Raw genomic sequence first — 13,184 nt, 5'->3', positions numbered from 1 at the left:
TCGTTGCAAAAGAACTCAATGAACTATTTTTCAATTCTTGCGTTATCTCTGGCTGTAACTTTGTTTTCATGTAAAAAGAAGAAGGATGAAGCAATAGAGGATACTCCAACTGTTATGCAAGCAAGGTTATCTATGAAACCGATGTTTGGCTCGGAAGAATTAAACCTGGACTCAATTTACACCTTGAGCAATGGATATAAAATTCGTTTTTATGAATTGAAAGCTTATTTTACAGATATCAAATCAGGAAACTCTATTCTCAAGGATGCTGCCTTATTTAATTTTAGAGAAACAGGAACTCGTGTTTTTCAGGCAAATCAAGTTGTTTCGAATCCATTATCCATTCAATTTGGAATTGGTGTGCCAAGTTCAATAAACCATAGTGACCCAAGCTTTTTCCCAACTTCAAATCCCTTAAATATTGCCATTGCAAGTGATATGCACTGGGATTGGAATCCGGGTTATATTTTTTTTAAGGTGGAAGCTAAGGTGGATACAATTGTTGATGGAGTGGTGAATACAGATTTTAACTTGATGTACCACGTTGGAACGGATGATTATTATACTTCAAAAACGATTTCCAATTTGAATTGGTCAGCAGTGAATTCAACACTTAATGAAGCTTGGTTAAAGATTGATGTGAAAAATTTCTTTGAAAATCCGGCGAGTCCGATTGATGTGAAAACGGAACCCATAACGAACAGTGACCATGCAGAATTCGTGATTACAGAAAAAGCGCGGCAAAATTTCGTAGCCTCAATCAGCAAATTATGAATCGGATTTTTATTGGTGTACTAGGATTACTGATCTTGTTTATTGGATGTACAAAGGAAAAGGTAGGATATGATCCAACACCTTATATTCTTAAAACTCCAAGTCATTTTCCACAAATGAATATTCCTTCGGATAATCCTATGACGGAAGAAGGCGTTTTGTTGGGAAGAATGCTTTTTTATGATAAACAACTCTCATTAGATCATTCAATTTCCTGTGGTTCCTGCCATGCTCCGGATGCAGCTTTTTCAGATCCTAACCAGTTTTCCGAGGGTGTTAACGGAGCTTTGGGCACCAGAAATTCTATGGCTTTGGTTAATTTGGGATGGCAAAACTTCTTTTTCTGGGATGGGCGTTCTGCCACATTGGAAGAGCAAATTTTACAACCCGTTCAGAATCCAATTGAAATGCATTTGGAATGGAAGGTGGCAGTATCTCGCATTCAGGGTAATTTGGAATATCGCAACCAATTCTACCGGGCATTTGGTGAAACACTCGTTACTAAAGAATTGGTAGCAAAGGCAATAGCACAGTTTTTACGGACAATGATTTCAGGAGAATCCAAATACGATGTGATGTATAAGTTTGCGAATAATATTCCATTGACATCACAAGAATTGCTTGTTAAAAACTCAGTTACATCGGAAGAATGGGCGGGTTTTGATTTGTTCAAAAGTTTGAATGGTGCTGATTGTTTTCATTGTCATAACGGAGTCCTGTTACAAGTGCAGAAATTTTCCAATAATGGGTTGGATGCTGTGTTTTCAGATCTTGGAAGAGGGGGTGTAACCAATAATCCTATGGATAACGGAAAATTCAAAATTCCTACTTTGAGAAACATTGCTTTGTCTGCTCCATATATGCATGATGGAAGATTTACTTCATTGGATGATGTAATTGAGCATTATTCAACGGGTATTCAGCAATCGTCAACAATAGATCCGTCTATGGAATCTGCAAGTCAGGGAGGTGTTCAATTGGATCCGGCGCAACGGAATCAGCTGAAAGCTTTTTTATTAACGTTAACAGATCCTAATTTTGTAACTAATCCTGACTTTAAACCGTTAAACCCCTAACGAAGTAAGTCTAATTGTTAGTACATTTGTACAAGTGATATGGAAGAAATGGTAGACGAAAGAAGATTAACCACCGAGGAGAAAGCCTTGAAAATTAATCTAACAAGTGACATTTATGGTTGTTTCGCAGAAATTGGTGCCGGGCAAGAAGTTGCAGCCAACTTTTTTAAAGCCGGAGGTAGCTCCGGAACGATAGCGTACACTCAGTCGGCATACGATATGAAAGTGTCGGATGCCATGTATGGTGCTGCATCGAGATATGTTTGCGAAGAGCGTTTAATTACCATGCTTCGGACAGAATACGATACGCTGTGCGAACGTCTTCCTAAAAAACAGGAAGTAGCTCGTTTTTTTGCGTTCTGTAATACCGTTGAATCTTTAAATTACCATAAAACAAATCAAGGCCAGGGTTGGGTTGGGTTACGCTTTCAGTTAAAACAGGGCGGTGAATTCAATGATATTATTCTGCACGTAAAAATGCATGATAATTCTCATAAGGCACAACAGGAAGCTTTGGGTATTTTGGGTGTGAATCTGATTCATGCTGCTTACTTCTCAACGGAAGATTTAGAAGAATTTTTAACGAACCTGGTGCACCGCATTCCGCGGGATCGGGTAGAAGTAGATATGTTACGTGTTTCCGGACCGGATCTTGGTTTGGTAGATAACCGGATTATTGCACTGAACCTGGTTAAGAGAGGAATGACCGATGCAACCATGTTTGATTTATGTGGTACAGTTCTTCAACCTGCCGCTGCATTGTACAAAAAGAATATTTTGTTAATGCGTGGTCGATTCAGACCTGTTACGAAAGTGCATTTGGATATGATCGCACATGGAACAGAACAGTTCCTGAAAGAAGAAGGAGTCCGTGAGGATAATTTGTCGGTGATTTTTGAATTGACTCTGAAAGATTTAACAGCTGACGGGAAAATTTCGGATAAGGACTTTATCGATCGTGCTGAATTACTGGAATCATTAGGATACACGGTAATGATTTCAAATTACCTGAAGCATTATAAAATGCTGGATTATTTGGCAACGATCGCCCGTGGACAAAAAATGGGGGTAATCGCCGGAATTTATAATTTGCATACCATCTTTGATGAGCGTTATTATGACAATCTGCCTGGTGGATTGCTGGAAGCATTTGGTGTCGGATTCGGGCATAATGTGAAAATGTATGTTTATCCGGCTCTCAACGTAGATACCGGAGATTTGTACACATTGGATCAGTTGACTATTCCAAAACACCTTCGTGGCTTGGTTCAGTTTTTACAGGATAATAACAAGCTGGCAGCAATTTCGGAATTTGATATGGATGCATTGAAAATCCTTTCTGATGATGTGTTGTCAAAAATTCGCGCTGGAATTACCAGTTGGGAAGATGACGTTCCGGAAAATGTAGTAAAAGCGATCAAGCATTTCGAACTCTTTGGTTATGAGAAGAAGAAAAATGCTTTAGTTAACTCCTAGTAAAAACAATAGCAGATTATATAGTATTTCAATCAATATTAAATGAAACAGGGGGAATGTAAAGTTCCTCCTGTTTTTTTATTATGTCACTCTGGTTTACCGGTTTAAAACACAAAGCTTGCCGGTAAGAAATACGTTTGTTCCGAATTAGATTCAATATTTTCATTTTCGAATTTCTCCCACAAATGTTTCATTATATTTTCGGGATGTGAATTTATTCCTTACATTGGTAAACAATGCTGCTATCTATGTGCAAATGATTCGCTTGTCAGAAAGTTTACCTCTATTTAACCGGAAGCATTGCCTTCTGCTCTTTCTGTTCATACATTGTTCAATTATAAGTTATTCCCAGAAAAAAAATTACGACCGAGGGGAGTTTAATCGGGAAATACAGAAGTTGCAGGAAGAGATGATTGTGGATATTTCAAAGGCAAATGAAAGACTTCGATTCCTGGATAACAAATACAAAGATTTCCGTAATGCAGAAATCAATTACATCCTCACCATTAAGAAGATCAAATTTTTTAGCGCATATGGAGATTTTGCCCGTGTAAAATTTGAGATCAATAAGGCCAAGCGCTTTCAATTTTTTTTTAAAGTTAAGAAGCAGGATAAATTGTATTTGAATTTATACAGTGCTGTTTATGAAAGTCTTGGTCAAAACTATGATTTGCTCATAGAAAAAGCGAATAAAATCCTTGCTGAGTCTAACAAAACAGATAAGTACCTTTTACTTCAATGCCGTCTGGTACTGGCTAATTGTTACAGCGAAAAAGGTGAATTTGAAAAATCGCTGAATCACATTCAAGAAGCTAAAACATTGACTGATAAGATGAGTGCTGCTTATGGTTTCCAGGTAGCAAATTCTGCCGGACAAGTTTATTTCTTTAATAATGACATCGGTAACTCGATCCGGGAATTTCAATTTGCCAAGAAGCTTGCCCAATCCAATAATTGGAGGTTCGCTGAACAGTATGCCAATGCAAGTTTGGGCGAGATTTATTTGTACACCAATCAATTAGACTTTGCAAAAACCTACTTTGATAAGGTTTTGAGGAATGAAAAGGCTACTGAATTACGGGATTTATTTCAGGTATATGGATGTTTGGAACATTATTATGAGCTTAAACACAATAGAGATTCATCCTATTACTATTCGGTTAGAAGAAATGAAATAGATGACTTACTTGAAAACCTCCGAAGTGAAAATTTGGTATTCGAACTGGAAAAGGATTTCCAAACGGAATCAAACCAATATTTATTGGAAGAAGAACGCGGTAAGAACCAGCAGCTAAGATTGGTCCTTATTTTAATTCTTATGAGTATTGTCGTGATAATCAGTATTTCTTATTTATTCATCCGTCAGAAAAGTGATTCAAATAAGGCACTTCAACTTCAAAAAGAAGAAATAGACGATAAAAACAAAGAAATTTCGAACTCTTTGGCAATGAAGGAAAGCCTTTTGAAGGAAATTCACCACCGTGTCAAAAATAATTTACAAGTGGTTTCAAGTATTTTGAACCTCCAATCGCGAAATGTAAAGGATCCTGAAGCACTTCGAATCCTTGAAGAAGGAAAAGAACGAATTCGTGCAATTGCTTTAATCCATAACCAGCTTCATTTAAATAATGATTCAGCTTACGTCGAAATGGGTGCTTACCTGAATAAATTGATTTCGCAAATGGGGGAATCATTTTCGAGTTACAATAAGAACATTGAAGTGAAGGTCAACGTGGAAGAAATCAATTTGGCAATTGATTATGCAGTTCCGGTTGGATTAATCATGTGTGAACTCCTCTCGAACTCCTATAAGCATGCTTTCGTTGACAGAAAAGACGGTCTAATTGAGATTGAATTAAAGAACCACCCTGAAAAGAATTTAAGCTATGAACTCCTTGTAAAAGACAATGGAATCGGATATAACGGAAAAACAGAATTCCTGGAGCAATCATCTACAGGAGTGGAAATTATGAGTGCCTTTATCCAGCAATTGGATGCAAGCTATTCTTATATAAGTGAGGGGGAGGGCTTCGGTTTGTTTATTGAATTTTCAATTGATGAGCGGCATTCGAAGTTCAATTGAGTTTTTTTTGATAATTTAGATTGAAAGAAGTGTTATGCCGCATATTAAGAATGCCTTGTTGAGATTTAGAATTATTGATCGCGCATTGAGAAATAATTACAAACCTTATCCGACAAAAGCAATGCTGCGTGAAGCTTGTGAAGAAGCATTGTTCGGAAGTGTTGATGGTGCAAATATTTGTGATTCCACCATCGAAAAAGACATGTTTGCCATGAAAATGGAACATGATGCACCGATTAAATATTCCAAAAGGTATAACGGATATTATTACAGTGATCCCGAATTTTCCCTTGATGAAATTCCTTTGAACGAATCGGATATTGAAGCAATTCGATTTGCTGCAAATACACTGAGCCAGTTCAAGGACGTGGGAATGTTCAAACAATTCGGATTCGCAATTGATAAGATTGTCGATCGGGTAAATATTTCGAATGATATTAATGATAAATCAATCGACCGCTTTGTAGAGTTCGAAACACCGGTTTCTTCACGTGGAAGTGAATTCCTGAACCCGATTTTGAATGCAATCAAAGATGGGAAGGTCATTTATTTTGATTACGAAAGCTTCCAGACACAAAAAAGAAAAGCACGCAAAGTATTACCGCTTTTATTGAAAGAGTATAGAAATCGCTGGTATTTGTTGTGTTATGATTTAATTAAGGAAGGAATTATTACCTATGGTTTGGATCGGATTTATGATCTGCAGGAATCAGAAGAAGTGTTTCGTTCTCCCATTACATTTAATCCCGACCAGTTTTTTGAACATGCAATTGGAATTACCGCAAGTAACGGCAAGCCTGAAATTGTTGTTTTTAAAGCAGATAATATTGCGGCGAAATATATTGAATCGCAGCCTTTTCATGCAACTCAGAAGATAATCAAGGAAGGCAAGAATAAAACAACCTTTGAAATGAAGGTGTATATTTCCGAAGAACTGATCCGGACTATTCTGAGTTATGGAGGTGAAATCATTGTGATTGAACCGGAATTATTGCGAAATCATATTATGGATCGCATCAAAACTATGGTAGAAAACTATCATCAGTAGATTATTTTTTGATTATAATTTGAGAATTTGTTTTGGTCTTAAGAACAAAAACTCCTTCTTGCTGATTATCAAAATAAACTTCTGAGTAGCCATTATGGGGAAGTATTGACAAATTTCGCGAAATATCCTGGCCTATTGAATTGAAAACTCTCAAACTCTCCAATTCGTTTTTGCTGCCAAAAACTCTTACTCTTTCAGTTACCGGATTTGGAAAAACACGAATTTCAAAAGGTCCGATTTCCAGTTTGTTGTTCAGCGAAACAGTTTTTAAAACCGTTTGTTTACCGTCAAAATCATATTGACTTAATCTGTAATAGCTTATTCCATCAAGTGGTTCGGTATCCACTTCCTGATATTCTTTGGGAGAAGTGCTTTCCCCGGCCGCCTTTGTTGTTAAAAGCCGATTCCAGTCTATTGCATTTGATGAACGCTCAATTTCAAAATAATCGTTGTTGATTTCGAACTCTGTTCCCCATTCCAAGAGAACTGATTCGTTGATTTTTACCGCTGTGAAGTCGATGAACTCTACTGGAAGAGCACTTCCCGGCATATAGTGTACAGTTCCGTTGAAACTCTTGTCCGGACTAATAGTACTGAAGGGATACGTGATTCCGATTCCACCGGAAATAGTCAGATCTGCATTCGAAGAAATAGTTCCATATCCTGCATTTGAAGTTGATAATAAGGCTGTAGATTGAGCGGGATTCGAAGCTGTAATGTAAAATCCATAAGTTTGTCCTGCCGGAATAACGAGATTTACAGGAATATCCAAAGGAGTTGCAGTATTTGCTCCATTACTTGTTACTGATCCCGAAGACCCAACAAGTGTCCAATTGGCAGCTGTATTTTCCGAGCCAACATAAGTGCCGATTGTGTAATAAATCTCATAAGATCCGGTGGTTGAAGACGGTAGATTTGCGTCAAAACAGAAAATGGTAATCTCGTTTGTTGTAGTGATATCAAACATTATTCCATCGTTGGAGTCGGTGCTTGCATAGGGTGCTACTAATTCGGATTCACCGTCTACGCATTGAGCAAAGAATGCGTTCGGGATAAACAATAGGCAATATGCCAATGAGAGAATTGTGGATTTCAGCATGATTTAATGAATAATAGTTGCCTGAAAATTAGTGAATTACAAATAAATATTTTGAATTTTAACATTTTAAATGCTGTTTTTAACATTTGACCGATTCCAGGATTCTGCGATTTCTTCCTTTTAGAAACAGGCGTTACTTTCTCTTACTGTCTTACGAATACGTCAGCCACAGATTGTAATTCAATCCTGGCACCGCGGCGGACTAGCGCTTTTTCTTATCTTTGTTTCTAAAAAATATCGAGAATGACACTGATTCAAGAATTCAAAAACGGAGTTTGTACACTCACCTTAAACAGGCCACAGGTTTTCAATAGCTTTAATAAAGAAATGGCCATTGCTTTACAAAAAGCTTTGGATGAATGTGAGAAAGATGATTCTGTTCGTGCGATCGTTATCAAAGGAGAAGGGAAAGCTTTTTGTGCCGGACAAGACCTCGCTGAAGCTACTAATCCGAATGGCCCTGAAATGCAATCCATCGTTAGAGATCACTACAATCCGATTATTGAACGGATCAGAAATATTGAAAAGCCGATCATTGCTGGAATAAATGGCGTTGCTGCCGGTGCAGGAGCAAATATTGCTTTGGCTTGTGATTTAACTATAGCAAAGGAATCCGCTTCATTCATCCAGGCATTTTCAAAGATCGGTTTGATTCCGGATTCTGGAGGAACATTCTTCCTGCCCCGTCTGGTAGGAATGCAAAAAGCAATGGCTCTGATGATGACAGGAGAAAAAGTGTCCGCAAAAGATGCAGTATCAATGAATATGATTTATAAATCCGTTGCTGATGATGTATTTGAGGATGAATTGATCAAATTGGCTGAAAATATAGCTTCCATGCCTACATATGGTTTAGGTTTGACAAAACGCGCAATCAATGCAAGTTTTACAAATGACTTGACAGAACAACTGGCAGTTGAGGAACAATTGCAGACACTTGCCGGAAGATCTGAGGATTTTACTGAAGGTGTGAATGCCTTTTTAGAGAAGAGAAGCCCGGTTTTTATAGGAAAATAGTTTAGTACTAATTATCAATCATGAATGATCAATTAAATAAGGAATTTCCTTGATAATTGATCGGTATTCCATTGATAATTTCATTCATAATAATAATGAAAAGTAAAATTGGAGTTTTAGGTGCCGGAACAATGGGGGCTGGAATTGCACAGGTAGCAGCTCAATCAGGGCACGAGGTGGTTTTGGTGGATGTAAACCAGGTGCAACTGGATAAAGCAAAAATGTCTTTGATTAAGGTTCTTGATCGGATGATTGAAAAAGGCAGCTTGGATGAATCAGGGAAAAGCCAATTATTGAATCGATTGAAGTTTTCCACTCAGCTGACTGATTTCATGGGAGCAGGTTTGATCATCGAGGCCATTGTCGAAAAACTGGAGGTAAAACATGCCGTATTTAAGGAAATCGAAGAAGTTGTTGGAATGGATTGTATTATCGCTTCGAATACTTCATCCTTATCAATAGCGTCTATTGGTTCTGTATTGAAATTTCCTGCCCGTGTAATAGGTATTCATTTTTTCAATCCAGCACCTTTAATGCCCCTGGTTGAAATTATTCCTGCTGTTCAAACAAGTGAAGAGATCCTGACTGCTGCGAAATCGATTATTGATTCATGGGGTAAACGAACGGTTGTTTGTAAAGACACTCCGGGCTTCATCGTGAATCGGGTTGCGAGGCCATTTTATGGAGAAGCTTTACGTATTTACGAAGAAGGTCTGGCAGATTTCGCAACGATTGATTGGGCAATGACGGAATTGGCCGGATTCAGAATGGGGCCATTTACACTGATGGATTATATCGGAAATGACATCAATTATACAGTAACCGAAACCGTTTTTGCTGCATTTTATTACGATCCGCGCTTCAAACCCTCATTTACTCAAAAGAGACATATGGAAGCCGGGTTTCTCGGACGAAAAACGGGCCGTGGATATTATGATTATTCGGAAGGAGCAGAGATGCCGGCTCCAAAAAAAGATGAAAAATTAGGACAGCAAATTGTAGATCGCATTCTTGCAATGCTTATTAATGAAGCCTATGATGCATTGTTTTTAAATATTGCAAGTCGTGAAGATATTGATTTGGCAATGATAAAAGGAGTGAATTACCCGAAGGGATTATTGGCTTGGTCGGAAGAAATTGGTCTGAAAACTGTTTTGAGCAGGATGGAGAATTTATTCCTGGAGTATGGAGAAGACAGGTATCGCCCAAATCCGTTGTTGAAGAGATTAGCAAAATAAAGGAGCCCGGACAAAAATGTCCGGGCTTTTTTTATATGATTAAGCCACCAATTCAGCCTCTAAGGTAATCTCAAAACTAAAAGCTCCGCTAACCGGACAATTTTGCTCCGCACCTTTTGCAATTCGTTGAAATTCATCATTAGAAATTCCAGGAATTTTTGCCGACAGTTTCAAAGCTGAAAGTGTGATTTTTCCGTTATCCAATGTAATGCTTGAACTTGTTTTCAGTTCTCCAGGAGTGTAACCTGCTTCCGTTAAATCCGCACTCAATTTCATGGTGAAACAACCTGCGTGTGCTGCAGCCAGTAATTCTTCCGGATTTGTCCCCACACCCTCCTCAAAACGGGAGTTAAAAGAATACTGAGTTTTATTTAAAGTAGTACTTTGCGTTGTAAGGTGTCCGCTTCCTTCTTTGATCGTTCCGTTCCACACGGCTTCAGCCTTTCTTTTCATGATATTTCTTTTTTGAAGTTATTGAATAATGAAACAAAATAAAGGTGGAAAAGATATCCTAAGATAAGTAATATTCATTACTTCCAATTCTTCAAAACCTTTTCAGCTTGTTTGGAGTAGAAACCCTTTTGATTTTTGATTTTGATAAATAACTCCTTCGCACTACTCTTGTCACCGTTTGCTAATCGACTTTCGGCCAGATACCATTCAGCTTCATCATTGAAATTCGAAAATTCCAATTGCAGGCAAGCAGAGAAATTAATGCATGCCTCGTTGTATTGACCTAAATTGTAATAACACCAACCGGCGTAGAAGCGGGCATTCACATCATCCGGATAATTTTGAATGATCTCATTGAATCTGGAAAGCGCTTGCTTCCATTTCCCCCGGTTCGTATAACTCAATGTTTTGTCTAAATAATCCATGTATGGAATATTGATAAGTTTCATTTGAGGTTCTTCCTGAACAATATCATCCTTGTTTTCCTGATCAGCCGGAATTCCGGTAAGGATAATTTGCTCGATTTGCACGGTAGGTTTAGTTCTGTAATGAGAGTAATCAATCGCTTTTAGATCCTGTAGGTAAATTTCTTTTGCAATCTTTTGCTTTGAAACGGTTACCGGTTTCTGTTCGATCATTGGTGGTAAAGGTTCTAAAACCAATTCCGGGAAAGGGATTTCGATATTTTCTTCTTTTTTATCTTCAATCGGCAGGTTCTTGATTTCGTTTTGAGATGTTTTGATCTCGTGCACTGTAATCTGATCTTTTTTGGGGATCACCTCAAGTGTGTCTATTTCTTCAGGAATATTAATATCTGTATTCTCCAATTTTACTACTAATGGTTTCTTTTGTTCGGGAGAATTGTTCTTTTGTGGAGTTAATAAAAATACCACTCCGATAACCAGCAGAGCCGAAAGACCTAATATATAAGGAGTGAAATTTCCTTTGGGAAACTTCATTTTGCGATCCAATTGCTTCATTTTGGAGAACGATATGTCAGAATGTTTCCATCCTTCAAGCGCATCGCGTTCAAAATCAGTTAATTGATCGGTCGCATCCTCCGGTGAGAACTTTTGGAGGAGTTTCTCAAATTCATTTCGAGAGATATAATCTTTATTCTTCATGACTTTCCATCCAAATTTTTAAATTCCGTTTCCCATTTTGAATTGAACTCTTTACAGTATTTAAAGGAATATTCAATTCATCACTTATATCCTGATAGCTCTTATCTTGTAAATAGAATAACTCGATACAAATCCGCTGATCATCCTTTAAATGCTGAATAGCTTGTTCGAGTTTTGTCAGTTTAAGTTCCCGCTCATTCACTTCATCTGTTTCATGGCTGTCAGCCTGCAGGAGGTTTTCATGGATCGGGGTTTGATGTGTTTTCTGCTTGCGAAGATGAATCAAACATTCGTTTTTGGTTACCTGGTAGAGCCAGGATTTAAAATGTTGTATCGTGTGCTTTTCTATTTTTTGATTCAATTCACCGAAGATTTTCATTGTAGTATCTTCCGCATCTTCGTATCGTTTTAAGTATTTGATGCATGTTCCCAAAACCAAGTGTCCATATCTTTCATATAATAGAGGTATGGTAAACAAGTTTTCTTCCTGCTTATAAAGTTGGATTAAATCCAGGTCCGACAGATTGCTGTACCTTTTATGTCCGCGTTGAAACAACATCATGACATAGAGATGCATTAAATGAAATAATTCCATAAAATTTATATACTATAAAAGTAAGGACTTAAATTTACAAGTATTATGAGTAATCTGAAAAGAATTGGAGTTTTGACTTCCGGTGGAGATTCCCCTGGAATGAATGCGTGTATTCGGGCAGTTGTTAAAGCTGGAATTGGGAAAGGAATCGAAGTGTTCGGCATAGAAGACGGATATAAAGGAATGATTGAAGGCCGAATTCGGGAATTAACTTACACAGATGTCAATAACATCATTCATTTGGGAGGTACAATATTAGGGACAGCCAGGAGCGAAGCCTTTAAAACCATCGAAGGAAGGAAGCAAGCAGTTGCGAATTTAAGGAAACACCAAATAGAAGGACTTATATTAATTGGTGGAGATGGAACCTATGCCGGTGGAATGGCTTTGACAAAAGAGTTTGATATTCCGGTAATCGGATTGCCGGGAACAATTGACAATGATATTCACGGGACAGACTTCACAATAGGTTATGATACCTGTTTGAATACAGTTGCAGCAGCCGTTGATAAGATCAGAGATACAGCTTCGAGTCACCATCGCGTTTTTTTTGTTGAAGTAATGGGAAGAGCTTCCGGCTACATTGCCTTGAATAGTGCTATTGCAAGTGGGGCTGAATCGGTATTAATTCCCGAAACGTTAACCGAGATTAATTTGCTGGCCAAAGAAATAAAGAATCAAAATAAAGGAATTCGAAGTTCTATTATAATAGTAGCGGAAGGTGATGAAGAAGGAGGAGCTCGCGAAATCATGGAAAAGGTAAGGCCTTTCCTTGAAGGATATGATCTGAGATATTCTGTCCTGGGACATATTCAAAGAGGAGGTAGTCCATCTGCATTCGATAGAATTCTCGCTACAAGAATGGGAGTTAAGGCAGTTGATCTGTTAATTGATGGAGAAAAATCACTCATGATTGGTTTAATCGGGAAGGATCTGGTGTGCCAAAATATTCTGGAAGGTACTACTGGAAATGTCTCTATGGATGATTCTGGTATTGAATTACTGCGGTCATTGCTGACGAAAGGATAATTTCTGAAAAATATTTTACCCTTTAAAAACTATTGATTCAGGGAGTTAGAATCTGTGTTGAATGTTTTTCACAAAATAATCTTCAAAAACTCTTGCAGAAGTAAAATAAGTGGGTACCTTTGCCACCGCTTAGAACGATAAGCACTTCGGAAACGGAGGGAGTTGAAAAGTA

Annotated in this window: 12 protein-coding genes; 8 read left to right on the top strand and 4 right to left on the bottom strand. The window is 37.8% G+C overall.

The window, feature by feature from the left end; all coding sequences use genetic code 11:
- The first annotated feature begins 18 nt into the window (after positions 1–18).
- The 5 genes from K0S23_RS17065 to K0S23_RS17045 all read left to right on the top strand — a co-directional run bounded on the left by K0S23_RS17065 (position 19) and on the right by K0S23_RS17045 (position 6,457).
- Positions 19–774, top strand: a complete 756-nt coding sequence (locus tag K0S23_RS17065) for an MbnP family protein (protein WP_300359926.1) — start codon at positions 19–21, stop codon at positions 772–774.
- Positions 771–1,850, top strand: coding sequence for a cytochrome c peroxidase (locus tag K0S23_RS17060; RefSeq protein ID WP_300359925.1), 1,080 nt, complete (start codon positions 771–773; stop codon positions 1,848–1,850). The genes K0S23_RS17065 and K0S23_RS17060 overlap by 4 nt, the downstream gene beginning before the upstream one ends.
- A gap of 48 nt (positions 1,851–1,898) precedes the next feature.
- Positions 1,899–3,326 (top strand): TonB-dependent receptor, encoded by a 1,428-nt coding sequence (locus K0S23_RS17055; RefSeq protein WP_300359923.1) that lies wholly within the window; start codon positions 1,899–1,901, stop codon positions 3,324–3,326.
- A 208-nt stretch (positions 3,327–3,534) separates the two neighbouring features.
- Positions 3,535–5,409, top strand: a complete 1,875-nt coding sequence (locus tag K0S23_RS17050) for a sensor histidine kinase (RefSeq protein ID WP_300359922.1) — start codon at positions 3,535–3,537, stop codon at positions 5,407–5,409.
- Between the two features lie 34 nt (positions 5,410–5,443).
- Positions 5,444–6,457 carry a WYL domain-containing protein gene (locus K0S23_RS17045; protein WP_300359921.1) on the top strand — a complete coding sequence of 338 codons (1,014 nt, stop codon included), beginning with the start codon at positions 5,444–5,446 and terminating at the stop codon, positions 6,455–6,457.
- A gap of 1 nt (position 6,458) precedes the next feature.
- Here the strand turns inward: K0S23_RS17045 and K0S23_RS17040 are convergent, their stop codons facing one another.
- Entirely contained in the window at positions 6,459–7,556 is a 1,098-nt protein-coding gene (locus K0S23_RS17040; RefSeq protein WP_300359919.1) for a T9SS type A sorting domain-containing protein, read from the bottom strand.
- 243 nt (positions 7,557–7,799) lie between these two features.
- On the opposite strand from K0S23_RS17040, the gene K0S23_RS17035 reads away from it, so the two are divergent.
- Positions 7,800–8,573 carry an enoyl-CoA hydratase-related protein gene (locus tag K0S23_RS17035; protein ID WP_300359918.1) on the top strand — a complete coding sequence of 258 codons (774 nt, stop codon included), beginning with the start codon at positions 7,800–7,802 and terminating at the stop codon, positions 8,571–8,573.
- A 95-nt stretch (positions 8,574–8,668) separates the two neighbouring features.
- On the top strand, positions 8,669–9,811 hold the full coding sequence (locus K0S23_RS17030; RefSeq protein WP_300359917.1) for a 3-hydroxyacyl-CoA dehydrogenase NAD-binding domain-containing protein: 1,143 nt from the start codon (positions 8,669–8,671) through the stop codon (positions 9,809–9,811).
- 39 nt (positions 9,812–9,850) lie between these two features.
- Here K0S23_RS17030 and K0S23_RS17025 read toward each other — a convergent pair whose 3' ends face one another.
- The 3 genes from K0S23_RS17025 to K0S23_RS17015 form a co-directional block, all read right to left on the bottom strand.
- Entirely contained in the window at positions 9,851–10,264 is a 414-nt protein-coding gene (locus tag K0S23_RS17025; RefSeq protein ID WP_300359916.1) for an OsmC family protein, read from the bottom strand.
- A gap of 77 nt (positions 10,265–10,341) precedes the next feature.
- A complete protein-coding gene (locus tag K0S23_RS17020) occupies positions 10,342–11,388 on the bottom strand; it encodes a tetratricopeptide repeat protein (protein WP_300359915.1) in 1,047 nt (348 codons plus the stop codon).
- On the bottom strand, positions 11,378–11,983 hold the full coding sequence (locus K0S23_RS17015; RefSeq protein WP_300359914.1) for a sigma-70 family RNA polymerase sigma factor: 606 nt from the start codon (positions 11,981–11,983) through the stop codon (positions 11,378–11,380). The genes K0S23_RS17020 and K0S23_RS17015 overlap by 11 nt, the downstream gene beginning before the upstream one ends.
- A 45-nt stretch (positions 11,984–12,028) precedes the next feature.
- On the opposite strand from K0S23_RS17015, the gene pfkA reads away from it, so the two are divergent.
- A complete protein-coding gene (gene pfkA, locus K0S23_RS17010) occupies positions 12,029–13,012 on the top strand; it encodes a 6-phosphofructokinase (RefSeq protein WP_300359913.1) in 984 nt (327 codons plus the stop codon).
- Positions 13,013–13,184: the final 172 nt, after the last annotated feature.

Origin of the sequence: Fluviicola sp., assembly GCF_029266855.1 — a bacterium.
Classification (GTDB): domain Bacteria; phylum Bacteroidota; class Bacteroidia; order Flavobacteriales_D; family Crocinitomicaceae; genus Fluviicola.
This window is presented reverse-complemented; position numbering and strand designations above follow the sequence as displayed.